The sequence below is a fragment of the Sphingomonas sp. FW306-1B-B10E genome (assembly GCF_058782005.1).
The window spans coordinates 38,651-65,312 of sequence record NZ_JBYSXG010000012.1; the positions used below are offsets into that span (position 1 = coordinate 38,651).

Sequence of the window (26,662 nt, forward strand, 5' to 3'; positions counted from 1 at the left end):
GACGGACTGGAGCAAAAAAAGAGCCGCTACGCCAGCGGCTCTAGGGAGGACTTACGGGGAGAGGGGGCTCATCGAAAGTCCGCGATGTCTGTCAGAACCGGCCGCGGATACCGACCAGCACGGTCCGCCCGGGATTATATTCGTTGAATGTCGCATTCTCGAACTGGAAGTAGCTGCTCTGCGCTTCCTTGGTGATGTTGATCACGTTCAGAACCAGCGTCGGCAGGTATTTCTGGCCGAAGATCTTGCCGAGATCGACGCTGCCCGAGAAATCGAGCTGCGCGTAGTCGCGGCCGAAGATCGCCGCCGCCAGGATGCCGTTCTGGTTCGTGCCAGAGCCCTGCGAACCTTCGTTATAGGTATAGGTCAGGCGGGCCGAGAGGCCGTTGTCCTCGTAATAGCCGGTCAGCGTGTAGGTGGTCGGCGCGACGCCGATCGCCACTGCCGGAGCGCCGGCACCTTCGCCCTTCTGGTCGATCAGCGTCAGATTGCCCTGGAAGCCGAATCCGGTGACGCCGGCCCAGCGCGTCAGGAAGTCGAGCGGCTGGGTGACCTGGAATTCGAGGCCGTTGACCTTGAGCTTGCCGTCCGAATTGACCTGCTGCTGGACGACCACCGGCACGTCGTTGAGCGGGCCGCCGCCGGCGCGGGTTGCAAGAGCATCGCGCTGCGCCTGGGTGAGCGAGTCGATCGTGATGCCGTATTGGTTGAAGAAGGAGAAAGGCACGGTCCGCAGGCCGTTCACGGTGAAGCCGGTGATCGACTTGCGGAAGGCGGCGACGGCGATGACACCTTCGCCCCCGGTATAATATTCGAAACCGAGATCGATATTGGTGGAGATGTAGGGATCGAGCGCCGGGTTGCCGACCGTACCGACATCGGCGGAAGGTTGGACGAAGCTCGCGCCGGGCAGCATCGCATTCGGATCGGGACGCGTCATCGTTCGCGAGAACGAGCCGCGGGCCACTGCCTTCCCGCCAAAGTCGAGCGCGACGCTCGCTGAGGGCAGGAACTTCGAATAGAGCGTCGTCGTCTCCGGGAAGGTCACCGTATTGGGGTAACGGCCGCCGTCTGCGATCGTCGAATTGCGGCCGTCGGGGATGCTCACGCGGCCGCCGATGATCTGTTCGGTGCGGACATAGCGGACGCCGGCATTCAGCCGAAGCGTGTTCGATCCGACGTCGATGACGCCATTGGCCTCGGCGAAGGTGCCGGTGACCTTTTCCTGAATCAGGCCGCCATTGGCGCCGCTGCTGCCGCTGCCGGTCTCGTCCGCGTTGGCGAGCAGCGCGTCGTAATTGGTGTCGGCTTTGAACTTGTCCCAATTCACCGTGATGAAGCCGTTGCTGCCCGGCAGCAGATAGCTCGGTACCGCGGCGGTCGGGATCAGCGAACCGGCATAGGTGATCGGCGCGCCGCCCGCCGTGAAGTTGGTTCCATAGCCGGCAAAGGCGGGGAAGCCCGCCGGCGCGATCGTTCCGGGCTGGTTGAGGCCGGTGCACGGCGTAGTGCTGGTGTTGGGGGCGGGCAGGGTGACGCTCGGCCCATTGCCGCAGATCGCATTCTGCCAGGGGTTTGTGTTGTCGAACGGCGTGATCCGACGCCGGGTGTCGTCATAAGCCGCGCCGACGCGCACGCTGAACCGCGACGCGTCGCCGAACAACAGGCTGCCGCGCACACCCTTGGTTTCGGTCTCGCGCTCCTCGCCGTTCAGATTGACGCGCCCGCCGCCAGCCCAGCCGAAATTGGCGGGATTGTTCAAGTCGATGCTGGACGTGACCACTGGCCTAGTCCCGTCGTTGACATAGGTCGCCGTGGTTCCGCTGCTCGGTGGAGTGATCACCAAGACGGTCGGGCTCTCGCGGCGAAAATTGCTCTTGGTATAGTTCGCCTGGATGTCGCCCTTGATCCAGTCGTTGACGACGAAGTCGAGGCCCGGATTGACCCCCCAATAATCCTGCGTGTCCTTGTAAGGACGGTATTCGAGAAAGAACTGGGCGTTGGCGAAGGTGCCGCCGGTCACGACGCAGCCCGCGGAGCAATCGCTGCGATCATAGGTGGCATTGATCGGGATGGAGGCACCGTTACGTCCCACCCAGTTCATCGCGGTTCGCGTGAACTCCGTCTTGCGCTTGCCGTACATACCGTCGACGTAGAAGTGCAGGCTGTCGCTGGGCCGCCATTCGACCGATGCGAGGTAGCTCTGGCGGTCGCGATAGCCCACTTCGGTGCGCGGACGGCTGAGGCGCGGGATGAGACCGTTGTCGATCTGGCCGATATTCGCGCCGGGATTGAGCGCCAGCAGCAGGTCCTGGTTGAGCGTGGCGCCAGTGACCAGCCCATTGCCGGCATTCGCCGGGACGGTGCCCGGGATCGTCCAGTTGCCGCCGCCGGTGGCGTTGCAGGTCGCATTGTTGGCGCGGCACTGGGATGCGAGGATCTGTGCCGGGGTCGGCGGGTTCTGGACGCCGTTGGTGGTGCCGGCGAGGCTATTAGGCGTGCTCAGGTTCGGATTGGTCCAGCCGATTGTCTCGTAACCGTCGATCTGGAATTGCGTCTTCGAGACCGAGACGCCGGCGAGGATGCCGAAATTGCCGAGCGTCGTGCTCGCCAGAACGTGTCCGCGATAGCCCCATTTGTCCGCCAGGCTGACCTTCGATCCCTGCAGCGAATAGCTGACATAGGTCTTGGGATTATCGAAGGGCCGGGCCGAGCGCAGGTTGACGGTGCCGGCGGCGCCGCCCTCGACCTGGCTCGCCACGGGCGACTTGCTGACGGTCAGCTGGGTGAACAATTCGGTCGGCAGAAGGTCGAGGTCGACCTCCCGGTTGGTGCTCTGCGCGTCGAAGCGCACCGATGCGACCGCGACCGGCGCGCCGTTGAGCAGCACGCGGGTGAAGTTGGTGCCGAGGCCGCGGATCGCGACGCTCGTGCCTTCGCCGGTGACTTCGCGACTGATCGTGACGCCGGGAATGCGGTTGACCGATTCGGCGATGTTGGTGTCCGGGAACTTGCCGATGTCCTCGGCGAAGATCGTGTCGGTGAAGCCGATCGAGTTGCGCTTGGCGTTGGTCTGGCTCTCGAGCGAGGCGCGATAGCCCGAGATCACGATCTCGTCGTCGCCGGCCGCCGGGGCATCGGCGGGCGCCTGGTCCTGCGCATCGGCCTGAGTAGGCGGGCTGGTCTCGACGCTGCTGCTGCCGGTCGTCTGCGCGGCGGCGAATGCGGGTATCAACAGCGATGACGTTGCGACGGCGCCCAGGAGCGTCCGACGTGCGAGTTCGATACGGCTGAACATCATGATCCTCCCCGGTGACCCCCGCTTTTGCAGGTGGCAGCGATAGTTTTGGTAGCGCTAACGTAAGTTCATATGGGTAAGCTCGAGCAGTGTCAATCTTGTCTGAGTTAATCTTGTGGCCTCAATATTGACGTGGCATGCCCCCTTTGGCCAAGCGCGGTGTGGAGAAGCGCAAGCCTTGCGGAGCGGACGATTCAAGGCGCTGGAAGCATGGAGAGGCGTGAGAGGTCCGGCGGCCTTCGGCAGTTAGGCTAGCGCCCTATCGCGGCGCGCTCTGCACAGCGCGAACTTATGAATTGTCAGGAAGGAATGGCGGACGAACTTGGGCTCGAACCAAGGACCCGCTGATTAAGAGCTGGCTAAATATTCGTATAATCGTCGAGATTTGCCGGGCGGACCAAGCAAAAACAGACGATCGGTTCGTTGAGGTGTTAGGGGCGGACTGCTGTCAAAATGGATTCGGCGGACTGGCTGACATGCGTCAGCAGTTCCTGTCCGATCGCCAGCGACAGCAGGCCGGCGCCGTATTGGACCAGCGCGCGTACTGTCGACAGGCCGAGCAAGACCGCGACCCAGAACCATGAGCGGCCAGAATCGAGTCCGGCAGGGCCGGCGACGACCAGCTTGCCTGCGCCTGCCTCGTGCACCCGCACGCCCCACCAGCCCCTGCTGCGCGATCAGCGCGAGATTGACCGCGAACAGCATCGTCGCGATCAGCGCGAAGCGGACCGGCATGGGGCGTTAGATTGCGAGGCAGCGGAGCAGTGGCGCACCGGAAGGCGACCGTCTCCGGTGCGAATGTCTGCATCAGCATGTCGGTCGTGAAGTCTCGGGATCAGACCGCGATGCGGGCGTTCTGCGCAGCTTCGAGCGGACGGGCATCAGCCCATTGCCGGACGTCGAAGCTGGTCGGGATGAACTTCCAGCGATGGAGAAAGTCGGTGAAGTCCTGCAGCGCGTCGAGCGACTGCTCGGCGAGATCGGTGCGCAGCCGCGTCTGGGCGTCCTCACCATAGGCGACCGAGACCCAATATTCGCTCGCGTTGGTCTCGCGCGCGAGATAGCGGCGGATCTCGGACGGATGGTCCTGCGCCCAGACCTCGGCGCGCAGCACCTGCTCGACGATCGTCACCGCTGCGTCGAAATGATGGTCGAGCAGATGCCCGTCGACCGCGAGCGTGCGCGGGGTGCCGTTATTGGCGCGGATCAGCGGCTCGGGATGCGCACCGGTGTCGATCACCGTGGTCAGCCCGAACTGGTTGGCGACCTGCGCTCCGTGCGCGCCCTTGAGGAAGATGGCGTCGACTTCGCCGCGCAGCAGCGCGATCACTTCCTGATTGCTGTTGCGCCCCCGGCGGCCGCGCGCGGCGAGCGTGCCGTTGACGTTCTCGACCGCCTGATCGCTGTAATGGCTCTCGATGTCCTGATCGACCAGTTCGACGTCACCGACGCTCAGCCCTTCGAGGCTCAGCGCATTTTCGAGCCCGCGCAAGGCTTGGGCACGGACGAAGTCGATCTCGACATGCTTCCAGTTGGGCAGGCCGAAGCGCCGGCCCTTGAGGTCGCGGATGCGCTCGATCCCCGACTCGGGGCTGGCGAGGACCAGCTGGGTCTCGTCGGCCCAGGACAGGCCGAGCAGCCGCGTGTCGCGGCCGAGCGCGCGGGCGCTGATGGCGGGGATGTTGCCGCCGTGGCGAACCGAATTGCGCACCTTGTGGCTGAAATGGGATTCGCGGGTCGCGAAGTCGTCCGATTCGAGGATCGATTCGACCTTGGTGCCCTGCGCGCGAAAGGCGTCTTCGAGCCAGCCCTGCTGGATGGCGATGCCGAGCCCGGTGGGTACCGGGCAGCGCGTATACCAGAGCGTGTCGAGCGAATGGGACATGGGATTTTCCTTCGTCAGGCGGCGGAAAGGAGGTCGGCGGGCGTGGCGGCACCGGTCGCCGGCCGCGGCAGCGCGAGATGATCGCGCAGCGTCGTGCCGGCATATTCGGTGCGGAACAGCCCGCGGCGCTGCAGCTCGGGCACGACGAGGTCGACGAACTCGTCGAGCGAGCTCGGCAGCAGCGGCGGGATCAGGTTGAATCCGTCGGCGGCGTCGCGCTCGAACCAGTCCTGGATCTGGTCGGCGATGTCAGTGGGGGTGCCGATCACCACGCGGTGTCCGCGCACGGCGTTGAAGCGCAGGAAGAGCTGGCGAATCGACAGATTCTCCCGGCGTGCGAGCGCCGTGAGCTGGCGCCAGCGACCCTTGCCATTCTCGGGCTCGGGCAAGTCGGGAAGCGGGCCGTCGAGCGGATAGCCGCTGACGTCCTGTCCCATCAGGTTGAGCTCGCCCGAGAAATCGACTGCGGATTCGAGCGCGGCGAACTTGTCCTGCGCCTCCTGCTTGCTGCTGCCGATCGCGAAGGACAGGCCGGGCATGACCTTGAGCGTCTCGGGATCGCGACCGTAGCGCGCCATCCGCCGCTTCACATCGGCGTAAAAGCCCTGCGCGTCCTCGATGAACTGGGCCGCGGCATAGATCATCTCGGCATATTTCGCGGCGAACTCGCGCCCGACTTCCGAATTGCCGGCCTGCGCGAACACCGGATGGCCCTGGATCGGCCGGGCGACGTCGAGCACGCTATCGAGCTGGAAATACTGCCCGTCGTGATGGACCGGGTGCACGTCCGCGGGATCGAGATAAAGCCCGCTTTCGCGATCGGCGTGATCGAACGCGTCGTCCTCCCAGCTGTCCCACAGCGCGCGGGCGACGTCGACGAACTCGGCCGCGCGCTGATAGCGCTCGGCATGGCTCGGCGGCTGCTCGATCCCGAAGCTGCTCGCGGCGCCATCGGCGAGCGACGAGACGATGTTCCAGCCAATCCGTCCGCCGCTGATATGATCGAGCGACGCGAAGCGCCGCGCGAGCGAATAGGGGTGGTCGAAATTGGTGTTCACCGTCGCGACGATCCCGATCCGCTCGGTCACCGCGGCGAGGGCCGCTGACAGCGTCAGCGGCTCGAAGTCGAGAAAGGCATGGCGCCGCTCGATGCCCTTGGTGCTGGCGCCCGCCTGGCCGACGAAATCGGCGAAGAAGGCGACATCGAACTTGCCGCGCTCGGCGGTCCTGGCGAGCTCCGCCCAATAGCGGAAGTCGGGTCTGCCGCTGTTCGAGGCACCAGGCTGGCGCCACGCGCCCGGATGATGGCCGTGGCGCGTGAGGAAGACCCCGAGCGCGAGCTGGCGACGTGAATTGGTCACGATCGATACCTCCCGATCACTCGGCCGCAACGGCGGTGGCATAGTGAATGGTGCCGTCGTCCTCGACCCGGGCGTCGGCGGGGACGAGCTTGCCCATCTTCCATTGCTGCTCGAGCACGCCGGGGCCGAACGGTTTCGAGCCGCCGAGCGCGGTGCCGAGGATCTGGAACTGGGCGCCCTCCTCGAGCAGGACGATGTTGTTGACGAGGTCGCGCAGGCCCTTCCAGCTCCACACGGTCGCGCCGCCATTGGCTTCGACGATGCCGGGAACTTCGCGATCGGCCTCGATCGAATCGAGGATGAAGTCCACCTCGGCCTGGCGCCGGTTGATGTAGACTGGCAGCTCGCTCGAGAAGCGGAAGCGGCGATTGGGGACGTAGAGCAAAGGCAGCACCGAATGCGCCTGCGAATAGGCGCCGAGATGCGGCGTGTGCACGTGGCTGACTGCCTGCACGCCCTCGTGCGTGCGGAACAGCTTGGCGTAGCGGGCGGCGCCGCCGGGCTTGTTGTGCCAATAGCTGTTGCCGTCGAAATCGATCACCGCCGTCTGCGGCGCGTCAGGATCGTCGGCCCAGAGGCCCTGATAGTTGAAGGTGATGATCTTGTCTTCGCCGGGTATGCGAACCGCGATGAACAGGGTGCCGCTCGCCGAGATGGTGCGCGTCTCGCGCAGCAGGCGAAAGGCGCGGCGCGCGTCGGCTTCCTGCTCGGCAATGAAGGCGATGGTTTCGGGTGAAAGACCGGGATGTTCGGACATGGTGGTGGCTCCTTCAGGCGGCTTCGGAAATGGGAGACTGCTGCGCGGCGAGCGCGCGGGCGGCTTCGAGCGGGCGCGGGTCGATCCAGGCGTCGAGCGCGAAATCGGCGTCGAGGAAGCCGTGGGTGAACAGGAACTTCTTCTGCTGCTCGAACAGCGCGAGCCGCTCGGCATCGAGCGTCGGATGCAGCCCTTCATGCAAATGGCGATAGGCGTGGTCGACAGCTTGCGCGCTGCCCTCGGTCTCGAACTCGAGGATCTCGCGGAGCTTGTCGGGCTGGACCTTTACCCAGTCGGCGGCGCGCACGGTCACTGCGAGGAAGCGGACCAGCACGTCGAAATGTTCGTCGAGTAGGTGCTGATGGACGGTGATCGGGCGCGGCGTGCCGTTGTTGACGCGGAAGCGACGGTCGGGAAGGGCGTCGAGGTCGATAGCGACCGCAAGCCCTGCCTTGCGTGCCGCGTCGAGCGCGGACGCGCCCTTGACGTAGATTGCGTCGACCTGCCCCGAGACCAGCGCCTCGATCGGCCAGAGCCGGTTGAGCCCGGTGCGGCGCGGGGCGAGATCGCGCCCGCTGCCGCCGATGTTGCGCAGCCGGTCAGGCACCTCGACCAGATCGACGTCGTCGAGCGTGAGGCGCGCCGAAGCGAGCGCCCCCTTGTAGCCGGCCAACGACATGCCGCGGGCGATGCTGGTACCGCGGACATGGCTGGGAATGTCGTTGTGCGACCAACCGGGCAGCGCGAGCCGGCGACCCTTGAGCTGCGCGGCCTCGGCTATGCCCGTTTCCGGGCGCGTCAGGATCAGCTGGCTTTCCTCGATCCAGGTGAGCCCGACCAGTCTGGTGGGCTCGCCCTGCGCACGTGCGGCGATCGAGAGCATGTTGCCGCCTTCGCGGATCAACGTCGGCAGGCGATGATCATAATGATGCCGGCCCAGCTCGGAGCCCGATTCCTGAAGCGTGCGCAGCGTGATGCCGTCGGCGGCGAATTCCTCGGTCAGCCAGCCCAGTTTCCAGGCGATGCCGGTCGCCGTCGGGACTGGACAGCGCGTGAACCAGAGTTCTTCAAGCGTCGAAGGCGTTGTCGCCATTGCCATGCTCCCGTGGGGCGGATGTCACCGGAACAACGAGCAAAGACCGTGCCAGAGCGAGGTCAGGAGGGAGACGCCAATCGGCGCGGGCGAACGCTGCGGAAATGTGCGTGATATTGATCAGGCGCGATGCTGCGTTTTCACCCGCGAGGTCAGATCAGCCCGAAATTCTTGAGGTGCGTGCGCACGACATTGCGCGTGACGCCGAGCGCGGCGGCGGTCTTGATCTGGTTCGACCCGCACCGCTCGAAGGTCTCGGTGACTACGGTGCTCACCAGCCGGTCGAGCAGCGCGTCGTGCTCGCCCTTGAGCAATGTGTCGACGAGCGGGCGCACAATGTCCTCTAGCGCGGCCGATGTCGCATCGATGACGGCAAAAGACGGCAGCGGATCGCTTGGCAGCAGCCCGGAGAGCCCGAGGTCGTGGACCTGGATCATGCCGTCCTGGCAGACGAGCGTGGCACGATAAATCGCGTTTTCGAGTTCGCGGATATTGCCCGGCCAATCGTGACGATACAGCGCCTCTTCGGCGGCAGGACCGAGATCCAGCCGGCGCGGCTGGAGCTTGTCGCCATAGACCTGGAGGAAATGGCGCGCGAGCGGCAGGATGTCGGCGCGGCGCTCGCGCAGCGGCAGCAGCGGCAGCGTGACGACCTGCAAGCGGTAATAGAGATCGGGGCGGAATCGGCCTTCCGCAACCGAACGATGGAGATCCACATTGGTCGCGGCGATCACGCGGACGTCGAGCGGGATCGGCGTGCGCGAACCGAGCCGGACGACTTCGCGCTCCTGCAGCACACGCAGCAATTTGACCTGCAGCGACAACGGCATCTCGCCGATCTCGTCAAGGAACAGCGTGCCGCCATTGGCCGCTTCGAACCAGCCAGGGCGGGCGAGATGCGCGCCGGTATAGGCGCCCTTTTCATATCCGAAGAGCTCGCCCTCGATCAGCGACTCGGAGAAGGCGCCGCAATTGACGGCGATGAAGGGGCCATTTGCGCGATCGCTGAGCGAATGGACATAGCGCGCGACAAGCTCTTTCCCGGTGCCGGTCTCGCCGATGACGAGGATATTGGCTTCGCTGGGCGCGGTCCTCTCGATCAGCGGGACGAGCGCACGCGATTGCGGATCCGAGAAGACGAAGGCGCGCGCACGCGGGCCCACGGAATGATGCTTGTCGGAATCGAACGCCAGCACCGGGCGGCCGGCGGCGTGCGCCCGTCCGGCCGTGGCTTCGATCGTTTCCTGCTGCGGGACTGCGACCACCGATCCCTCCCGATCTGTTTCGCACGCAACCTATCAGCAAAAATCCCATCTAATAAGTAGGAAATACGTATTGCGGCCTAGCTCAGCTTTATGCAGGCTCGAGCGAAGCGGTCTCCGGTGCGGCCCGTCGGCGTAACGCAGCTTCGAGCGGGCGCGAATCGATCCAACGATTCACGTCAACCGCCTGTTCGAGAAAACCGTGATGCCAGAGGAAGTTGGCCTGATTGCGAAGCATTTCGACACGATCGCGCGACAAGTCGGGATGCAGCGAACGGTGAAAATCGTTGCGATAGGCTGTGTCGACCGCGGCGATCCCGGCCAGAGTCTCCTGCGCCAGGATGTGCTGGAGACGTGGCAGGTTGGTCGACGCCCAATCGGCCGCGCGCAACGTCTGCTCAAGGAAGCGCACGACAAGGTCGAAATGCTGCTCGATCATATGTTCGTGCACCGTGATCGGTCGCGGCGTGCCGTTGTTCACACGGGCGAGGCGGCTGGGATAGGCGTCAAGATCGACGCCAACCGTGAGTCCGAGCCGCGTCGCCGTCTCGGCTGCGGCGGCGCCCTTTACATAGACGGCGTCGACTCGCCCTTCGGCGAGCCATTCCAGTCCGAGCCACAATCGGCGCATGCCCGCGGCAGTGGGCTGCTCGACGGGCGGAGCGGGCAGGTCGATCATCTGGACATCGTCGAGATCGAGCTCGCCGAGTGCGAGCGCCCCCTTGATGCCGTGCAGCGCCATGCCGCGCGCGATGCTCTCGCCGCGGGTTCGGGCGAAGCCGGGCAGGGCAAAACGCAGGCCCTTGAGGTCCGCGGGACCCATGATCGGCGTGTCGGGGCGGACCATGATCGCCTGACGCTCGTCGATCCAGGTCAGGCCGATGACCCGCGTAGGAGCGCCATTCGCGCGGGCGGCCAGAGCTTGAATGTTCCCGCCTTCGCGAAACAGCGTGCGTGCCTGCCGCTCGGGATCGGATGCGACGAGGTTCAGGCCGGCCTCGCGCACGCGCTTCACGGCGATGCCGTCATGCCCGAAGGCTGCGTCCATCCACCCGAGCGACCATGAGACCCCGGAAGCCGCGGGCACCGGACAGCGCGTGATCCAGATACATTCCGGCTGCGCAGCGGCGTTGGCCGACATTATAGTCCGTCTCCCGATATACAGTCCTTCTCGACCGCGGGTCTCAGCAAACCCCATGCCAGCCTGTCCGGCAAGGCTGCTGGCCGAAGCTGTCGCGCAGACCGCTGCATTTCGCGCAGTGTTTGCTGCCGGAGTGTTTCGAATTGCGCAGTCGAACCGGTGGAAGTCACTGCGCGCATCGCGCCGCTCTCCTGCATCGCGCTTGGCACGTGAAGTGCATCGATCTCCGGCAAAAGGAGTGCCGAAGCGTGGCGAGCCAGAAACTAAAATCGATCAAGTCCTGGGTAATCGGGGCGGGCGTGCTGCTCGCCGTCATTGCGCTGATAGCCTTCCAGTTCCGCGGCGATGCGGGCGGCAAGCCGAAGACGCTAACGATTGCGGGGATCGCTTATCCGTTCGAAGGTCGGCAGGTCTATAATGGCCTTACCGGCGTGGTCCTGCGCGACGGATGGCTCAAGGCCGAGCTGGCCAGGCGTGGCGTCGAGCTGGCGCTGACCCCGGTCCCGACCGCGGTCGGCGCGCCGCTGATCAACGAGGGTTTCTCGGGCAAGCGGATCGACTTCGCCGCTTATGGCGACTTTCCGGCGATCATCGCGGTCTCAGGCGGCGTCCCGCTCAAGCTGGTTGCGCCGGTGGGGCAGGGGCTCCATTCCTATCTGGTCGTGCGCAACGGTCTTGCCGCCACGAGCATTGCCGATCTCAAGGGCAAGCGTATCGCGCTCCACCGCGGCCGGCCCTGGGAACTGCCCTTCTCCAAGCTGCTGGATGCCAACGGGCTCAAGCAAAGCGATTTCAAGATCGTCAATATCAACCCTGCCGCGACACCCGCCGCGCTGGCCTCGGGCAATGTCGACGCGGCTTTCCTGCTCTCCGATGGGTTGCTGCTCGAACAGAAGGGTGCCGGCCGCGTGATCTGGTCGACCAAAGAGGGCCCGGCCGACTGGCGGATGCGCGCCGAGCTGTTCGGCCGCGGCGACTTCGTCGATGCCAATCCCGAGCTGACCCAGCTGGTGGTCGACGCCTATGTCCGTGCCGCAGCCTGGTCGGCGCAGGACGCCAATCGCGACAGGGTGATCCGCGATTCCGCACGCGGCGCGATGCCTGTCGAGATCATCGCGCGCGACTATGCCAATGACGGCATTCCGTGGCGCGAGCGCTTCTCGCCGACCTTCACGACCGAGCTGGTCGACCATTATCGCTCGGTCGCCGATTATGCCTATGAACGTGGGCTGGTGCGCAACAAGGTCGATGTCGACAAGCTGATCGACCGCCGCTTCGTCGGCCCGGCGTTGCGCGACGCGAAGCTCGAGGGCTTCTGGAGCCCGACCGCGCCCAAGCCGGTCCAGGCGCAGGTTGCCGCGCCCAAGGCCTCCTGATGGCCAGTGCCGCACTCCCTGCGCTTCGGGTGCATTCTTCGCGAGGGTCGTCGTCGTTCGCCTCGCTGCTCGCGCCGATCGCGCTGTTGTCGCTGTGGCAGCTTGCCTGTCTGAGCGGGGTATTTCCGCCGCAAGTGCTGGTGCCGCCGAGCGAAGTCGCGCGCACGCTCTGGCAGCTCGCGGAGACCGGCGAACTCCAGCGCCATGTCGGCGAGAGCATGACGCGGCTGGCCCTGGGCTTCGCGATCGGCGCGCTCGCAGGGCTCGCATTCGGTGCGGCGATCGCGCTGTCGCGCCTCGCCGAAGCGGCATTCGCGCCCTTCTTCTTCGCGGTATGGCAGGTTCCGGTGATCGCGTTCGTGCCGATGCTGGTGATCTTCCTCGGCATCGACGAGCAGTTCAAGGTCGCGATCGTCGTGCTCGCCGCCTTCTTTCCCGTCGCGCTGGCGGCATTCGACGGGATCCGCGGCGTGCCCAGGGCATGGTTCGAAGTCGCGCGCGTCTACCGGACCCGGCTGCGCGACCTGATCTGGCGGATCCTCATTCCCGCCACGCTGCCGGCGGTGGTCACCGGCCTGCGCGTCGCGCTCACCCGTGCCTGGGTCGTTCTGATCGCCGCCGAGCTTCTCGCAGCGGACAGCGGCATCGGCCAGATGATGGAGATGGGGCGCCAGATGTTCCGCATCGACGTGGTGCTGGCCGGCGTGGTGGTGAGTGGCGTGATCGGGTTTCTGCTCGATCGCGGCGCCAAGGCGATCGAGCGCCGCGCCGCACGCTGGAGGGCGGCATGAGAGCCTTGCTCGCAAACCGCTGGGCGCGCGTAGGGATCGGGCTGGTCGCACCGGGGCTGTTTCTGCTCTGGTGGCAGATACAGTCGCAATCGGGCGGCGCACATGCGCTTGCGTTCGCGCCACTCCAGTCCGTCGGCGCGGCATTCGTCGAGCTGGCGGTGAACGGGAGCCTGGTCTCGGACATGGCGGCGACGCTGTCGCGCAGCCTGTCGGGGCTCGCGATCGGCGGCACGCTGGGGATCGCGCTGGGGGTGGCGATGGCGATCTCGCGTCCGCTCGATCGCCTGCTCAATCCGCTGCTCCAGGCGATCCGGCAGGTGCCGCTGATGGGCTGGCTGCCGTTACTGGGGCTGTGGGTCGGCACCGGGCAGGGAACCGAGCTGATCGTCGTCAGCCTCTCGGCCTTCTTCCCAACCTTGCTCAACAGCTTCGAAGGCGTCGCCAATGTCGAGCGGCGGTTTGTCGAGGTCGGGCATATCTATGGCTTCACGCCGCTCCAGCGCTTCCGGCTGATCCTCCTGCCCGCGGCGCTGCCGCTGATCCTGACCGGCCTTACCCAAGGGCTGGCCTTCGCGTGGATCGCGTCGATCGCCAGCGAGATCCTGCTCGGCGTCGGCGGCGGACTCGGCGTGACGATGCAACTCGCCCAGACACAGCAGCGGCTCGACATCATCCTTGTCGCGATCCTCGTCACCGCGGCGCTCGGCTTCGCGATCAACCATCTGTTCCTGCGTCTCCGCCAGCATCTGCTGCGCTGGCAGGCGCCCCTGCGCTGAGAAGGAGAGTCCGATGATCCACGAGCCATTTGCGCGACCGGCAGCCGATGCCGGCCCCGCCGCGAGCGGCGCGCTTGCGATACGCGATCTGCACAAGAGCTTCACGATCGCCGGCGCCCCCCGCCCGGTGCTCGAAGGGATCAATCTCGACATCCGCCCGGGCGAGTTCGTCAGTATCGTCGGCGCGTCGGGCTGCGGCAAATCGACCCTGCTCCGCCTGATCGTCGGGCTCGACGACGAATATCGCGGGGAGATCCGGCTCGACGGCGAGCGCGTCGCCACGACCAGTCTCGATCGCGGCATCGTCTTCCAGGATCACCGGCTGTTTCCCTGGATGACGCTCGAGCAGAATATCGAGCTAGCCTTGCTCAACACCGACATTCCCAGGGCGCGCCGCGCGCAGATCGTCGCCGAGCATATCGCGCTGGTGAACCTGACCGGATTCGAGACCGCCTATCCGCACCAGCTGTCGGGCGGCATGGCGCAGCGCGCCGCGATCGCCCGCGCGCTGGTCACCGAACCCAAGCTGCTCTTGCTCGACGAGCCGCTCGGCGCGCTCGACGCGCTCACTCGCGTGCGGGTCCAGAACGAGCTCCAGCGCATCTGGATGGCACAGCGCTCGACGATGCTGATGGTCACCCACGATGTCGAGGAGGCGCTGTATCTCGGCGACCGGGTGGTGGTGATGGCGCCGGACCCGGGCCGCATCAAACGCATCGTCGAAGTCGACCTGCCGCACCCGCGCGACCGCGCCGCCCCGCTTCTCCATCGCCTCAAGGACGAGATCTTGGCCGAACTCACTGCCGCGCCCGGCGGGCCGTCGAACCTCATCCACCTTCCCGGCCGGGAGGTGCGCTGATGGCCCGCATCCCCGATCATCCGGTTGCGCCCTTGTTCGTCGATCGCTGGTCGCCGCGCAGCTTCACCGGCGAGCCGGTGCCCGACGCGGTGCTGGCGAGTGCTTTCGAGGCAGCACGCTGGGCGCCCTCGGCCTCGAACGTGCAGCCGTGGCGCTTCCTGATCGCGCGGCAGGGCGACGCGCATTGGGAGACATTCGTATCGCTGCTCGCGCCGCGCAACGCCCTCTGGGCGTCGCGCGCCTCGGCGTTGATCGTCGTTCTGTCTGAGCTGAAGCTCGAGCGGCGCGGCGCGATCGTCGACAATGTTTCGCATAGCTTCGACGCCGGCGCGGCATGGACCAATTTCGCGCATCAGGCGCTGCTGCTCGGCTGGCACACCCATGGGATCGGCGGTTTCGACCGCGACGCCGCGCGCGAACGGCTGGCGGTGCCGGATGACTTCGCGATCGAGACGATCGTCGCGTTGGGCCGCCAGGGCGCCCTCGACACGCTCCACGCCGATTTTCACGCCGGCGAGAGCCCGAGCGCGCGGCGCCCGATCGCCGAGACGGTCTTCGCCGGGCGGCTGGGCCAGCCCGCCTTCGCTGATGAAAGGCATGCGGCATGACGATCCGGACCTACTGGCAGCTGGATGTCGCGGACGACCCGGCGCGTTCAGAGCGCGGGGCCCGCCTGTCGGGGCTTTTCCGCCACGTGCGTCCGCAGACACTCAACCGTTACGATTATTATGCGCAAATCGCCCAGGCGGCCGCGCAGACCGGCTTTGATGGGCTCTTCCTGCCTCACCGTCCGGAATCCGACGACGCCACCATCGTCGCGGCGGCGATCGTGCGCGAGGCGCCGCGGCTCACGCTGATCCCCGAGTTTCCGGCGTCGGCGGGGTCGGCCGTCTATGCCGCAAAGCAGGCCGTCAGCTTCCAGCGTCAGACGCAGGAACGGCTCGGCTGGGCGATCGCGGGTCCCGGTGACGTGATGGCGCGCGCGCGCGAAGGTGATCACGTCTCCGAAGAGGATCTCTACGCTCGCGTCGAGGAGTTCCTTACCGTCGCGCGCGGCGTCCATTCCGAACGCCCGTTCGATTTCGCCGGCAAGCATTTCGAGGTGCAGGGCGGCGGCTTCCTTGCGCCGCTCAATCGCGTCGTTTTCCCGCAGGTGTTCCTGCAGGGTGAAAGCGAGGAGGCGCTCGCGCTATCGGCGCGGGCGGCCGACGTCCATCTGTTAGCGGCGGCACCGCTGTCCCAGCTCCGCGGTCTCGTCGAGACGCTCGATGCACTGGCGCTGCGGGCGGGCCGCTCGGTCGAGTTCGGCTTGATCCAGCCCGTCCTGGCACGCGACAAGGCCGAAGATGCGCGCCGCGACGCCGAACGCGCGGGACTGCCCGACAGCGCGATCGTCGGCAACTACGAGGAAGTCGCTGAGCGGCTGGCGGATCTCGCCACGCCTGGGTTCCGCCATTTCGTCCTGACCGCGCCGTCCTCGCTCGAAGAGGCGTACCGGATCGGCCAGCAGGTGCTTCCCCGTTTCCGCGCGCTGAGCGAGCGCGTGGCTGCTGCTGCTGCTTGAAGGATGCGCGCATGACCATCGATTTCTATTGGCGCCTGCCCAGCCACGGCTGCCACGGCAGTCTTCGTGACACCGCTTATGATCGCGGCGACTGGTCGCCGATCAGCCCGCGCAACGTCGCACCGGGCCTCGACCGGAACGGCGAAGACGACGGGTTCCGCTATGTCGACCATCTCTCCGCGATCGCGAAGGCGGCCGAAAGCGTCGGCTTCATCGGCGGGCTGATCCCGTCCTTCCCTAATACCGACGACCCCTGGGTGATCTCGCCCTTGCTCGCGCGCGAGACCAAGGCCTTACGCTTCATGATCGCGTTCCAGCCGGGGTTCCTCAACCCGGTTCATGCCGCGCGGATGTCGGCGAGCCTGCAGCGCGCGACCGGCGGTCGGACTGTGTTCAACATCATCACCGGCGGTGGCGGTCCTTCGCAGCTCTGGTGGGGAGACAGCTTCAGTCATGACGATCGCTATGGCCGCACCACCGAGTTCCTCGATGTGTTCAAAGGCGTGTGGCGGGGCGAAGGCTTCTCTTATGACGGGCGCTTCTATCAGGTGCAGGGCGGCGGCCTGTCGCCGCTGCTCGCGCAGGAAGAAATCCCGGAGATCTGGTTCTCCGGCTCGTCCGACGCGGCGCTGCAGTCCGCGGCGAAGCACGCCGACTATTATCTCTCCTGGCTCGAGCCGTTCGACCAGCTCACCGACAAATTCGCTCGGATTAAGGAACGTACCGCGGCACTCGGTGGCAAGCAGAAATGCGCGGTGCGGGTCGATCTCGTGGCACGGCCGACCGAGGAGGAAGCCTGGGCCGAGGTCCGCGCCGGCTTCGAGAGCCTGAGTCCCGAGCGCCGTCGGCAGGCGCGCGGTGGTCCGACCGATTCCGTCGGCGCGGCGCGTCAGCAGGCGCTGAAGCCCAGCGAGGCGACGCGCTACGACGAGCTGATCGTAGCGCCCAATCTATGGGGCGGGTTCAGCCTGCTGCGTGGCGGGCCGGCGCTCGGCATCGTCGGCAGCTACGAGCAATGCGCCGCCCGGCTCGACGAACTGATCGTGCGCGGCACCGACGCCTTCATCCTCGCCGGGACGCCGCATCTCGAAGAGGCGTACCGCGTGGGCGAGGAGGTCCTGCCGCTGCTCGGCCGGGAGCAACGCGTTTTGCTGCAAGCTGCCGAGTAGCGTCGTTGTAAGGCAGAAGAGGCGCCGGCGGCCCTAGCCGTCGGCGCCTCTTTCGTGTTTCGAGACGGGAAGGTCAGGCCTTCCCAACGCGTCAGAAGCGGACGATGAACGACACGCCATAGGTACGCGGATCGGCCCAGGCGACGGTGTCCCCGGTGATCGCCTGGGCAGGATTGGCGGCCGGAAGCGCGTGGTTGAGGTAATCGGCATCGAGCAGGTTGTTGACGAAGGCCGAGACCGTGTAGCGGTCGCTCGCGTCGGTGTAACTGATCCGGGCGTTGGCGATCGTATAGCCTTTCTGGGTGAGCAGGTAGCGGTTCACCGTGTCTTGCGGCGTGATGTAGTAGAATTGCCGAGAGGTATAGCGCGCGTCCGCCGCCAGATCGACGCTGCCACTTCCGCCGAGCGGGATGGTGTAGGTCGCGCTGCCGTTGAGGGTCAGCTTCGGCGCACGCACGAAGCGCGCGCCCGACAGGTCGGCGCCGCCGTTTATGACCTGCAGCTCGTCATATTTGGTATCGAGGATGCCGACCGCACCGGTGAGCGTCAGCCCCCCGGCCGGCCGCGCCTCCAGCTCGATCTCGCCGCCATTGGTGTGCGCCCTGGCTGCGTTCTGCAGATACGAGACGGTCGCGCCGCCCACCGCGCCCGGATTGGGGCCGACCACGTTGATCTGCACGTCGCGATAGTCATAGTGGAACAAGGTGGCGTTGAACGTCAGCCGGCGATCGAACCATTGCGACTTGTAGCCGAGCTCGAATGCGTCGAGCTTTTCGGGCTCGACGGCCACCAGCGCGACGGGCAGCGTTGCCGCGGTGTTGAACCCGCCTGATTTCACGCCATGCGAATATTTGAAATAGAGCAGATTGTCCGGCGCGATCGTCCACGAGGGCGTCACGTCATAGGTGAAGGCGTCCCATGTCCGCTTGAGGTCGTTGGAAAAGGTGCCGGGCCCGCCGAAGCTCCCGGTATAGCTGTCCCACCAGTGCGCATAGTTGCTCCACGATGTGGCGGCCGCGTTCGGCGACGCGCTTCGATCGAAGTCGAGCGTCTTGGTCTCGCGGGTCCAGCGCGCGCCCAGCGTGATCCGGGCGGCATCGGAAAAGTCGAAGGTCGCGCTGCCAAAGGCGGCGCCGCTCTCTGCGCGATGATCGTAGCGAGTCAGGCTGTAGGCCGCAGGTGCGGTGCTGCCCGGCTGGGCCTGCACCGAACCCGGCGGCAGGGTGGCGGACCAGGCGCTGGAATCGATCTTCTCGTTGAAATAATAGAGGCCAAGGATCCAGTTCAGCCGCTCGGCCTGCGGCGAGGCAAGCCGCAACTCCTGGGTCCATTGCTGGCTGCGCGCGCGGGTGTAGCTGCGCGAGATCTCGAGCGGCGTATAGTCGCCGTCGCCGGCCCCGCGCGTCTTGAACCGCTCATAACCGGTGATCGAAGTTAGCGACAGCGCCCCCACGTCCCAGTCGAGATGCAGCGATCCGCCGAACTGAGTGGTGCGGCTGAACTCGCCCGCATTGGTGCTGATCTCGTCCTTGTCGGTCGACGGGATATAGCCGTTTCGGAATATTCCACTCGGCAGATAGCTGGCCGTTGTCCAATAGCTGCCATCGGTCTGGTAGTCGCGATAATGAAGGCTGAGCAGCGCCTCGAACCCGGCTGCGGGGGCGAGCAACAGCTGGCCGCGGACGACATTGTCGCGAACCGCGTTCGACTTCTCGCCGGTGAACAGGTTGGTGAAGCGGCCCTCGCGATCGTCGATGCGCGCGGAGACGCGCACCGCCAACATATCGGGTACGACCGCGACGCCGACGCCAGCCTCGGCGATCTTGTTGTCGAAGCTGCCATATTCGAGCTTAACGTAATTCTCGTCGGCGCCTCCGGTGAGTGAGGGGCGCTTCGAGATGACGTTGATCGCGCCGCCGGTGGTATTCTTGCCCCACAGCGTACCCTGCGGCCCGCGCAGCACTTCGACGCGCTCGATATCGAACAGCGGCAGGCCCGTCGCGCTCGCATTGCTGATATAGACGTCGTCGAGATAGAAGCCGACCGGGTTGGCGAGGTCGAGTTGCTGCTGGCCAGCGCCGACGCCGCGGATCCACCAGCGGGGGCGGCCGTGTTGCTGGGTGCCGGCCGAGGCGTTGGGCACCAGATTGAGCACTTCGTTCGCCGAGCGACCGATGCCGGCCTCGCTGAACAGTTCGGAGCTGAGCGCCGTCACGGCGGTGGGCACCTCCTGCAATCGCTGCTCGCGCCGTTGCGCAGTGACGACGATGTCGGTGGTGCCTGGGTGGGCGCGGTCCTCTTCGGTGTCGACTTCCGAAGTCTCGGCAGCCTTTGCCCTGGTGGCATCCTCCTCCCGGGGCGCTGCTGGCGCGGGCGTGGCGCACACCAGTGTCAGCGCGGCGATGCTGGATCGCGCGAGAAGGGCCGCGGCGGTGCGATTGGACAGGCTGGACAAGGTGGATCCCCCGATGGTTCGTTGCGGCGCGCCGCGGTCGAAGGAGGAACAGCAAAGGGCATGCCATTCAGGTAAGTTACGAAAGATAACAGGTTTTACGCGGCTATAGTGCCGTCGGACGCCTGGCTGACTGGTGCTAACCCAGCAAGAAGCACGGCACGCTGTTGCCTCTGCAGCAGTGGCAGGCCTTCCCGGCGGCCTAAGTCCTTAGCTTGCTGCCTCTCGCCGGGCTGATCAAGTCGAGGGCCGCAAATATCCGGTCGTACGCTCTGTCGCAGTCGCCGTTCACCTATCGGGGCAAGCCGCTCCGTTCGGCGAACACACGCACCTGGCGCGCCGCGCTGGCGGAATGCGGGATCATCGACTTTCGCTGGCACGACCTCAGGCACACCTGGGCGAGCTGGCTTCGGCAGAGCGACGTGCCCACCTGGGTGCTGCAGGAGCTGGGAGGGTGGAAGTCGGAGTCGATGGTGCGCCGCTATGCGCACATGTCGGTGAAGCATCTTCAGCCCTATGCGGACCAGCTGACTTTTGTGCCAAAAATCCGCGAAGACGGAGAGGCGCAGGAAACTGCGGAAGCCGATGGTGCAAAATCATCCGCAGCCCCTCGCAGGGGCGTGCTGATTTTAGCGTCGCAGGACGGCGTAAGGTGTTGAGATGTAGAGAGAAAGGATGGTGGACGCACTAGGGCTCGAACCTAGGACCCGCTGATTAAGAGCGAACCAAATAGGTTTCACATCGTCTGAGGATGTCTTGTTTGCAATAGCTTACGTGCCATGATGTTTCACTCAATCGCACGGTATTTCGGTCAAACGCTACCTAAGGTAACGGCCGATTCTACCATCTGAGCGGAGTTCAGAAGGTTATGGCACAAGGTAACGACAAGGTATCGAGAGCCGCTGATCCGATTGTTCAACGGCGCCCCGAAGGTAGCAGAGCAGGTAACGGCGCGCTGAGCGATTCCAAAATTCTGGCGCTCAAGCCTCCGGTTGCTGGTCAGGTCGAATTTCCGGATTCCGTAGTTCCCGGCTTGCGATTGCGCGTGGGCGTCTCGGGCACGAAGACATTCATGTTGCGCAAGCGCGTCGCCGGCAAAAGCCGCAACATCACTCTCGGTCGATATTCAGAGCGCATGACGCTCAACGACGCCCGCAAGAAGGCGCGGCAAATCCTCTCCGATGTAGAAATGAAGGCCGACCCTGTAACGGCACTACCGAAGCCACGGCGAGTAACGGTCTCTGGGCACACCGTCAGGGCGCTCTGGCCCGGCTACAGGAAGTCGAAGTCCCATCTCCGCAAGGTCGGAGAAATTGAGCGCGTGTTCGAACGCCACATCCTGCCCGAGTTCGGTGACCGCGCGGCAGATGGCATTACGCGAAGCGAGATAACGCGCTTCATCGATGAGATCGCGCAGCGTACCCCGGTCATGGCGCGGAACATTCTTGCCTATTTTTCGGCATTCTACACTTGGGCGTTGCCGAGGTTGGACCGCCTTCCGGGGAACCCTTGCCGCGATGCGGGCAGGCCACCAAAGCCGAAATCGCGGGAGAGAGTGCTGTCCGAGAACGAGATCGGCGCGCTCTGCCTGGTTCTTGAAGGCGAAGCGCAACCGTTCGGGCCGGCCATCCGGCTGCTCCTTCTTACCGGCCAGCGACGAAACGAGGTTTTCGAAGCGAACCGCGCCGAGTTCGATCTTGAACGTGGTATGTGGACGATCCCGAGCGACAGGGCGAAGAACGGCGCGGCCCATCTCGTGCCCTTGTCGGCACCGGCGCTTGCGATCGTGAAGGCCCTGCTGGCATCGCACAAAAGCGACAAGCTCATCCCGGCCCGCGGCAATTGGGATGCAGGCCCCAGCGGTTTCAGCAAAGCGATGACGCGCATCCGAGCAGCGCTCGAAACCCATATCGGTGAACCCGTTCCGCATTGGACGCTCCACGATCTTCGTCGAACGTTGGCCACGGGCATGCAGCGCTTGGGCGTCCGTCTCGAAGTGACCGAGGCGGTACTTAATCATCTGTCGGGGTCACGCGCGGGCATCGTCGGCGTATATCAGCGGCACAACTATCTCGGCGAGAAAGGCGTCGCTCTTAAGGCTTGGGCGAAGGAAGTAGCCCGGCTGACCCGAACAGCAAAGAAGGCATCGATCGCCCGCAAACAGGTGTAGGTCCAGGCTTGCGAAAGCGAATGGAATGATCCCTCACCACACTCAACGGCACGCAAAGTCGGGATTCGCGGCTTCGCCCTGCGACTTCGCGCAAAGCAAGATCGGCGTCGTCGCGATAAGCTTCAGCGACTTCACCATGCGTTCGGTGGAAGTCTTGTACTTCACGAAGTGCGGTGACCTGATGTGGGCCTCGTAAGCACTGCGGTTTGCGTAGACCTCGAGCAGGCGGATTTGAGTGGGATGCTCGGTAATGGCGACCGAGTGAAGCATCAGCACCCCCGGTTCGAGCCGTACAGAAGCTTCCTGTTCTTCTGCCAAGAGAACCTTGTAAGCCTCTAGCTGAGCGGAATCGACTTCGATCTCCGCGATCCGAACCATCGGCGGATCGCCTGCAGGGTTCGCGTCACCGGCAGAGGGTGACAGGATCGTGGCGGAAACGGCCATCAGGATCGTCCTCATAATTCGCACTCCCTAACCGCCGCGCTTCAGCAGGTGGAGCGCCACGGGAATCGCCAGCACAGCCGCGACCGCGCTTGCATAGAATACCGCAAAGATGCCGATGTGTCCGGCAAGCAGGCCGAGGAGTGGACTTCCCACGCCGAGCGTCAAGTCGAGGAACGCATTGTAAGTTCCCATCGCCATTCCACGGCTGGCCGGCGGCACGCGTCGGACAGCCTCCAATCCCAAAGCCGGGAACACCAGCGAGAAACCCGCGCCCGACACCGCAGCGCCGATGATGGCAATCCACCCCGCGCTGGCTATTCCGATGAGGGCCAGTCCAACTGCCTGAACGGCCAAGGAGTACACGGCGACGCGCGCCCCGCCGAAGCGGTCGGGGAGATGGCCCGCGACGACCCGGGTGACGATGAGGGCCACGGCGAATGTGGTGAAAGCGAGTGCGCCGTCCGGCCACCCCTCGACAGCGAAGTAGAGTGTTAGGAACGCCGTCGCGGCGCCGAAAGTGATGCCGCTGAGCGCAAATCCGAGGCCGGGCAGGAGCACCTTGCCCAGCACTGAAGACAGGGACGATCTAGCAGACGCGGCCGGGGCGAGCGGTCGGACCGGGGCGATCAGCGCCAAACTGACCAAAGGGATTATTGCGCTGCCAAGCGCAATGCCGACGAAACCGAACCTAGCGAAGAGAGCGCTGCCAACTGGCGCTGCGATCGCCATCGCCGCGAACATTGCCATTCCGGTCCAGGCGATCACCTGGGCCGAGCGCTCGGCCGGAACGCGTCCCAGCCCCCATAGCATGGCGCCCGTGATGATCAGGCTTTCTGCCCCGCCGGTCAGGACGCGACCGCAGAGAAGCACGGCGACTGACACGGAGGGTCGCTGCATTAGCGTGAGAGACAATAGGTAGCACGCGGCACCCGCCACGGCGGCGCAGAGACCGATAAGCACGGCACGCTTAGGTCCGCGTGTGTCGGTGATCCGACCCGCCCATAGGCGTGAGACGAGCGCGGCAGCGAACTGGGCGCCCGCGACCAGCCCGACCACGAACGGGCTCATGCGGAGACCGTCGTGGACGTGGAGGGGCAGCACGGGCAGCGCCAGTCCGAAAACGAAGAAGGCGCTGAACACAACCGCGGCAATCGGCGCGATGGAAAGTATCGGCGCGTGCCTGCTCGGGGGTGGTTCGAGCGCCAGCGCCGTCACTTCGTTCCGCCGGCCTGTGCGCGCTTAGCGAACACTTCCTTAGCGACCGGCAGCGCCGACATGGCGTTGGGCCAGCCCGCGTAGAAAGCGAGATGCGTGATGACCTCGGCGGCCTGCTCCTCAGTCAGACCATTGTCCATCGCCCGGTTCAGGTGGAAGGTGATTTGGGCGACCTGTCCGGAGGCGATCAGAGCCGCGACGGTGATCAGGCTACGGTCCCGCGGCGCCAGATCGGGACGCAGCCAAAGATCTCGGAAGAGATAATCGGTCGTGTATTCGACCAGCGCCGGGGCGACGGAGCCAAACTGCTCGCCGACGTTCCTGGCTCGCTGTGCCTCGGCGGCTTCGTTCAGCGGCAACGGCTGCGGCTCCTCGGCCGGAAGCTGGTCCGACCCGATCCCACGCTTGGCGAACACCTCGCCCACAGGCCCGACAGCGGCCATCGCATTACCCCAGCCGGAATAATAAGCGAGGTGCGTGATCGTCTCGGAAATCTCGCGCGGTTTGACACCGTTCTCGAGTGCCTGATCCGCGTAATAGGTCAGCGCGCCGGCCTGACCGCGCGCGATCAACGCCGCGATAGTGACGAGGCTGCGGTCGCGTCGGTTGAGGCCGGGCCTTTTCCAGACGTCGTCGTAGAGACGATCCTGCGTATACCTCTCCAACGCTGGCGCGACGGCGCGAACCTGCTCGGGAGAAAACCGGCGGCCAGCCACATTTGGCTGCTGGGCGTTGGCAGTGGATGCGGTCATGACAATGACTCCTGCGATAATAAGCGAAGAGGTTTTTACGAAGCTGATCGCGGCCGCGGCGAGACGTCGCGCAGCTCGACCATTGCGGACCACAGTGGTGGGCAGCCGGGGCGGATTACCAGGCATAGGAAACGGGCGCCTCGCCGCCGGGTCCGGGCCAGATCTCATCGAGCGCCTTGAGCGTTTCGCCCGAGAGGCGGAGCGTCGGTGCCTTGAGGTTTTCGCGGAGTTGATCGACGGTCCGAGGGCCGCTGATCGCCGCCGTGACGACTGGATTATGGAGCAGCCATGCGAGCGCCACATCAGCCGGCGCTTCACCAAGCGCATCGCACAGCGCCTCATACGCTTCGATCTGCGGCCGCTTGGCCTCGATCTGCCGCTGGATCTGCGGTGAGGCGCGACGACCGTTTTCGATCTTGCGCAGCGCGCCGCCAAGAAGGCCCTTTCCGATCGGACTCCAAGGAATGAGACCAATGCCGAAGTGCCGCAGTGCCGGAATAACCTCCAGCTCGATCGTCCGCTGGGTAAGATTATAGAGGCTCTGCTCCGAAGCCAGGCCGAGGGTGTGGCGCGACCGCGCCGTCATTTGGGCAGTCGCGATGTCCCAGCCCGCGAAGTTCGAAGATCCGACATAGGTGATCTTACCCTCGCGGATCAGTTGCTCCATCGCCTGCCAGATCTCCTCCCAGGGCGTCTCCCGGTCGACATGATGCATCTGGTAGAGGTCGATATGGTCGGTCTTGAGCCGCCGGAGGCTCGCCTCGCACGCACGGCGGATGTGGTAGGCCGACAAATACTTGTCATTCGGACCGGTCTCCATCGGCTGATAGACCTTGGTTGCCAACACGATCCGATCACGGCGGCTGGCATCCTGCGCCAACCAGCTGCCGATGATTTCTTCGGAGATACCGTAGCCCTTCTCCATGTCGGGCTTTTGTGGGCCGCCGTAGACGTCGGCGGAATCGAAGAAGTTGATGCCGGCCTCCCGCGCCTCGTCCATGATCACGAAGCTGGTCGCCTCGTCGGTCAGCTCTCCGAAGTTCATCGTGCCGAGGGCGAGGCGACTGACCTTCAGCCCCGTGCGGCCAAGATGCTTATAATCCATCTGATAGGCTCCCGTGATTGTTGCGCGCGATCGCCCGCGCTGCGATGAAAGAGTTAGGTCGTCGGATGCTCCGCTTGCCGCTTCTTGCCGAAGACGGGGAATTTGCTCGCCTCACCATAGTCGGTGCTGCCTCGGACGCCTTTCAAGGCGTCCATGTCCGCGTCGGAAATCACGAAATCGACAGCAGCGTTGTCGCGCATGTGCGCCGGGTTCAGCGTCTTGGGCAGCGGCAGCAGACCGAGCTGCAGGCAATAGCGAATACAGAGCTGCGCGATGCTGACACCATATCGCGTGGCGATTGCGCCCAGTCCGGCATCGCTCAGGACTGCGCCGTGCGCGACCGGCGAATAAGCTTCGACCAGAATTCCCTTGGAGCGCGAATATTCGATCAGGTCGAACGGCGTGTTTCCGACATGGGCCAGTATCTGATTGACCAGCGGCTTCACGCTGCCGTTGATGAGCAGATTGTCGAGGTCGGGCCGCTCGAAGTTGGATACGCCAATCGCTCGGAGCTTGCCGGCCTGGTGCGCCTCTTCAAGGGCGCGCCATGCCTGCAGATTGCCGTCGAAATAGCGGTCGCCTTCCCGGAACTCGGCCCAGGGCTGTGGACTGTGGATAAGCATGAGGTCGATATGATCGAGCCCGAGCGCTCGCAGCGAGTCATCGATACGCTCTTTGGCGTCGGGGTAGCTCTTGCTTTCGGCCGCTAGCTTGGTCGTGACGAAGAGTCGATCGCGGGGAACGCCGCTACGACGCAGGCCTTCGCCGACGCCTTGCTCGTTGGCATATGCCTGGGCCGTATCGATGTGGCGATAGCCGGTTTCGATCGCGCCGCGCACCGCGCGTGCGGCATCGCCGTCAGGGATCATCCATGTTCCAAAGCCCAGCTTCGGAATGCGCACCCCGTTCGTCAGGGTAAAAGTCTCATCGAGGATCATGTGCTGGCCATTCGATTTAGCGTTTCGCGCCCGTAGCCGGGTCGCTTGGTGAGCAGTTCCCATCGGTCCTGGATGTCGGGGCCATAGACATGGTCCGACCACCGGGACGCGGGCACTTCCTCGAAGCCGACCGAGACGGCTTCTTCGCCATATTGCAGGATGGCCATGACTTCCCGGACGATGGCGTCCGAGAGTTTCAGCTTCTGCGCTTCGGTCTTGCCCGGCCATAGTTTCACGATCACGTGCGGCACGGG

General features: G+C 65.1%; 24 protein-coding genes. 9 read left to right on the forward strand and 15 right to left on the reverse strand.

Going from position 1 to position 26,662, the window contains the following annotated elements; translation table 11 throughout:
* Nucleotides 1-91 precede the first annotated feature (91 nt).
* From AC3WJI_RS06910 to AC3WJI_RS06945, 8 genes are all read right to left on the reverse strand, one after another.
* The gene (locus tag AC3WJI_RS06910; RefSeq protein ID WP_492756521.1) at nucleotides 92-3,298 is read right to left on the reverse strand and encodes a TonB-dependent receptor; all 3,207 of its coding nucleotides are present in this window, start codon (nucleotides 3,296-3,298) and stop codon (nucleotides 92-94) included.
* Between the two features lie 431 nt (nucleotides 3,299-3,729).
* The gene (locus AC3WJI_RS06915) at nucleotides 3,730-3,951 is read right to left on the reverse strand and encodes a hypothetical protein (RefSeq protein ID WP_492756522.1); all 222 of its coding nucleotides are present in this window, start codon (nucleotides 3,949-3,951) and stop codon (nucleotides 3,730-3,732) included.
* A 182-nt stretch (nucleotides 3,952-4,133) separates the two neighbouring features.
* A complete protein-coding gene (locus tag AC3WJI_RS06920) occupies nucleotides 4,134-5,183 on the reverse strand; it encodes an ABC transporter substrate-binding protein (RefSeq protein ID WP_492756523.1) in 1,050 nt (349 codons plus the stop codon).
* Between the two features lie 14 nt (nucleotides 5,184-5,197).
* On the reverse strand, nucleotides 5,198-6,544 hold the full coding sequence (locus AC3WJI_RS06925) for an LLM class flavin-dependent oxidoreductase (protein ID WP_492756524.1): 1,347 nt from the start codon (nucleotides 6,542-6,544) through the stop codon (nucleotides 5,198-5,200).
* A 16-nt stretch (nucleotides 6,545-6,560) separates the two neighbouring features.
* Nucleotides 6,561-7,301, reverse strand: a complete 741-nt coding sequence (locus AC3WJI_RS06930) for a class II aldolase/adducin family protein (protein ID WP_492756525.1) — start codon at nucleotides 7,299-7,301, stop codon at nucleotides 6,561-6,563.
* Between the two features lie 13 nt (nucleotides 7,302-7,314).
* Complete coding sequence (locus AC3WJI_RS06935; protein WP_492756526.1) at nucleotides 7,315-8,394, reverse strand: ABC transporter substrate-binding protein; 1,080 nt, start codon at nucleotides 8,392-8,394, stop codon at nucleotides 7,315-7,317.
* A gap of 152 nt (nucleotides 8,395-8,546) precedes the next feature.
* Nucleotides 8,547-9,659, reverse strand: a complete 1,113-nt coding sequence (locus AC3WJI_RS06940; RefSeq protein ID WP_492756527.1) for a sigma-54 interaction domain-containing protein — start codon at nucleotides 9,657-9,659, stop codon at nucleotides 8,547-8,549.
* A gap of 88 nt (nucleotides 9,660-9,747) precedes the next feature.
* Nucleotides 9,748-10,704, reverse strand: coding sequence for an ABC transporter substrate-binding protein (locus AC3WJI_RS06945; RefSeq protein ID WP_492756528.1), 957 nt, complete (start codon nucleotides 10,702-10,704; stop codon nucleotides 9,748-9,750).
* 341 nt (nucleotides 10,705-11,045) lie between these two features.
* Here AC3WJI_RS06945 and AC3WJI_RS06950 point away from each other — a divergent pair, with 341 nt between their 5' ends.
* From AC3WJI_RS06950 to AC3WJI_RS06980, 7 genes are read left to right on the forward strand one after another with little or no spacing between them, the layout of a single operon-like run.
* A complete protein-coding gene (locus AC3WJI_RS06950; protein ID WP_492756529.1) occupies nucleotides 11,046-12,173 on the forward strand; it encodes an ABC transporter substrate-binding protein in 1,128 nt (375 codons plus the stop codon).
* Nucleotides 12,173-12,964: an ABC transporter permease gene (locus AC3WJI_RS06955; RefSeq protein ID WP_492756530.1), complete on the forward strand. Its 792-nt coding sequence runs from the start codon at nucleotides 12,173-12,175 to the stop codon at nucleotides 12,962-12,964. Before AC3WJI_RS06950 ends, AC3WJI_RS06955 begins: the two co-directional genes overlap by 1 nt.
* Entirely contained in the window at nucleotides 12,961-13,740 is a 780-nt protein-coding gene (locus tag AC3WJI_RS06960) for an ABC transporter permease (protein ID WP_492756531.1), read from the forward strand. Before AC3WJI_RS06955 ends, AC3WJI_RS06960 begins: the two co-directional genes overlap by 4 nt.
* 13 nt (nucleotides 13,741-13,753) lie before the next feature.
* Complete coding sequence (locus AC3WJI_RS06965; RefSeq protein ID WP_492756532.1) at nucleotides 13,754-14,599, forward strand: ABC transporter ATP-binding protein; 846 nt, start codon at nucleotides 13,754-13,756, stop codon at nucleotides 14,597-14,599.
* Entirely contained in the window at nucleotides 14,599-15,207 is a 609-nt protein-coding gene (locus AC3WJI_RS06970) for a nitroreductase family protein (RefSeq protein WP_492756533.1), read from the forward strand. The genes AC3WJI_RS06965 and AC3WJI_RS06970 overlap by 1 nt, the downstream gene beginning before the upstream one ends.
* A complete protein-coding gene (locus AC3WJI_RS06975; RefSeq protein WP_492756534.1) occupies nucleotides 15,204-16,163 on the forward strand; it encodes an LLM class flavin-dependent oxidoreductase in 960 nt (319 codons plus the stop codon). Before AC3WJI_RS06970 ends, AC3WJI_RS06975 begins: the two co-directional genes overlap by 4 nt.
* 11 nt (nucleotides 16,164-16,174) lie before the next feature.
* Complete coding sequence (locus AC3WJI_RS06980; RefSeq protein WP_492756535.1) at nucleotides 16,175-17,332, forward strand: LLM class flavin-dependent oxidoreductase; 1,158 nt, start codon at nucleotides 16,175-16,177, stop codon at nucleotides 17,330-17,332.
* A gap of 91 nt (nucleotides 17,333-17,423) precedes the next feature.
* Here AC3WJI_RS06980 and AC3WJI_RS06985 read toward each other — a convergent pair whose 3' ends face one another.
* Nucleotides 17,424-19,787, reverse strand: a complete 2,364-nt coding sequence (locus tag AC3WJI_RS06985) for a TonB-dependent receptor (RefSeq protein ID WP_492756536.1) — start codon at nucleotides 19,785-19,787, stop codon at nucleotides 17,424-17,426.
* Between the two features lie 212 nt (nucleotides 19,788-19,999).
* Here AC3WJI_RS06985 and AC3WJI_RS06990 point away from each other — a divergent pair, with 212 nt between their 5' ends.
* Both AC3WJI_RS06990 and AC3WJI_RS06995 read left to right on the forward strand, forming a co-directional pair.
* Nucleotides 20,000-20,443 carry a tyrosine-type recombinase/integrase gene (locus AC3WJI_RS06990; RefSeq protein ID WP_492756537.1) on the forward strand — a complete coding sequence of 148 codons (444 nt, stop codon included), beginning with the start codon at nucleotides 20,000-20,002 and terminating at the stop codon, nucleotides 20,441-20,443.
* A 209-nt stretch (nucleotides 20,444-20,652) separates the two neighbouring features.
* A complete protein-coding gene (locus tag AC3WJI_RS06995) occupies nucleotides 20,653-21,954 on the forward strand; it encodes a tyrosine-type recombinase/integrase (RefSeq protein ID WP_492756538.1) in 1,302 nt (433 codons plus the stop codon).
* 42 nt (nucleotides 21,955-21,996) lie between these two features.
* Here the strand turns inward: AC3WJI_RS06995 and AC3WJI_RS07000 are convergent, their stop codons facing one another.
* From AC3WJI_RS07000 to AC3WJI_RS07025, 6 genes are all read right to left on the reverse strand, one after another.
* Nucleotides 21,997-22,413 (reverse strand): putative quinol monooxygenase, encoded by a 417-nt coding sequence (locus tag AC3WJI_RS07000; protein WP_492756539.1) that lies wholly within the window; start codon nucleotides 22,411-22,413, stop codon nucleotides 21,997-21,999.
* A 12-nt stretch (nucleotides 22,414-22,425) separates the two neighbouring features.
* Nucleotides 22,426-23,613 (reverse strand): arabinose transporter, encoded by a 1,188-nt coding sequence (locus AC3WJI_RS07005; RefSeq protein ID WP_492756540.1) that lies wholly within the window; start codon nucleotides 23,611-23,613, stop codon nucleotides 22,426-22,428.
* Entirely contained in the window at nucleotides 23,610-24,365 is a 756-nt protein-coding gene (locus AC3WJI_RS07010) for a carboxymuconolactone decarboxylase family protein (protein WP_492756541.1), read from the reverse strand. The genes AC3WJI_RS07005 and AC3WJI_RS07010 overlap by 4 nt, the downstream gene beginning before the upstream one ends.
* A gap of 115 nt (nucleotides 24,366-24,480) precedes the next feature.
* On the reverse strand, nucleotides 24,481-25,371 hold the full coding sequence (locus AC3WJI_RS07015; RefSeq protein WP_492756542.1) for an aldo/keto reductase: 891 nt from the start codon (nucleotides 25,369-25,371) through the stop codon (nucleotides 24,481-24,483).
* Nucleotides 25,372-25,523: 152 nt separating this feature from the next.
* Complete coding sequence (locus AC3WJI_RS07020) at nucleotides 25,524-26,408, reverse strand: aldo/keto reductase (protein WP_492756543.1); 885 nt, start codon at nucleotides 26,406-26,408, stop codon at nucleotides 25,524-25,526.
* Nucleotides 26,405-26,659, reverse strand: coding sequence for a tautomerase family protein (locus AC3WJI_RS07025; RefSeq protein ID WP_492756544.1), 255 nt, complete (start codon nucleotides 26,657-26,659; stop codon nucleotides 26,405-26,407). Before AC3WJI_RS07025 ends, AC3WJI_RS07020 begins: the two co-directional genes overlap by 4 nt.
* Nucleotides 26,660-26,662 lie beyond the last annotated feature (3 nt).

What these genes read in the sequence shown, in the direction of transcription:
- AC3WJI_RS06910 (WP_492756521.1), bottom strand. Translation starts at nt 3,298, where the DNA reads ATGTTCAGCCGTATCGAACTCGCACGTCGGACGCTCCTGGGCGCCGTC.
- AC3WJI_RS06920 (WP_492756523.1), bottom strand. Translation starts at nt 5,183, where the DNA reads ATGTCCCATTCGCTCGACACGCTCTGGTATACGCGCTGCCCGGTACCC.
- AC3WJI_RS06930 (WP_492756525.1), bottom strand. Translation starts at nt 7,301, where the DNA reads ATGTCCGAACATCCCGGTCTTTCACCCGAAACCATCGCCTTCATTGCC.
- AC3WJI_RS06935 (WP_492756526.1), bottom strand. Translation starts at nt 8,394, where the DNA reads ATGGCGACAACGCCTTCGACGCTTGAAGAACTCTGGTTCACGCGCTGT.
- AC3WJI_RS06945 (WP_492756528.1), bottom strand. Translation starts at nt 10,704, where the DNA reads ATGGACGCAGCCTTCGGGCATGACGGCATCGCCGTGAAGCGCGTGCGC.
- AC3WJI_RS06955 (WP_492756530.1), top strand. Translation starts at nt 12,173, where the DNA reads ATGGCCAGTGCCGCACTCCCTGCGCTTCGGGTGCATTCTTCGCGAGGG.
- AC3WJI_RS06960 (WP_492756531.1), top strand. Translation starts at nt 12,961, where the DNA reads ATGAGAGCCTTGCTCGCAAACCGCTGGGCGCGCGTAGGGATCGGGCTG.
- AC3WJI_RS06965 (WP_492756532.1), top strand. Translation starts at nt 13,754, where the DNA reads ATGATCCACGAGCCATTTGCGCGACCGGCAGCCGATGCCGGCCCCGCC.
- AC3WJI_RS06970 (WP_492756533.1), top strand. Translation starts at nt 14,599, where the DNA reads ATGGCCCGCATCCCCGATCATCCGGTTGCGCCCTTGTTCGTCGATCGC.
- AC3WJI_RS06975 (WP_492756534.1), top strand. Translation starts at nt 15,204, where the DNA reads ATGACGATCCGGACCTACTGGCAGCTGGATGTCGCGGACGACCCGGCG.
- AC3WJI_RS06980 (WP_492756535.1), top strand. Translation starts at nt 16,175, where the DNA reads ATGACCATCGATTTCTATTGGCGCCTGCCCAGCCACGGCTGCCACGGC.
- AC3WJI_RS06995 (WP_492756538.1), top strand. Translation starts at nt 20,653, where the DNA reads ATGGCACAAGGTAACGACAAGGTATCGAGAGCCGCTGATCCGATTGTT.
- AC3WJI_RS07000 (WP_492756539.1), bottom strand. Translation starts at nt 22,413, where the DNA reads ATGAGGACGATCCTGATGGCCGTTTCCGCCACGATCCTGTCACCCTCT.
- AC3WJI_RS07010 (WP_492756541.1), bottom strand. Translation starts at nt 24,365, where the DNA reads ATGACCGCATCCACTGCCAACGCCCAGCAGCCAAATGTGGCTGGCCGC.
- AC3WJI_RS07020 (WP_492756543.1), bottom strand. Translation starts at nt 26,408, where the DNA reads ATGATCCTCGATGAGACTTTTACCCTGACGAACGGGGTGCGCATTCCG.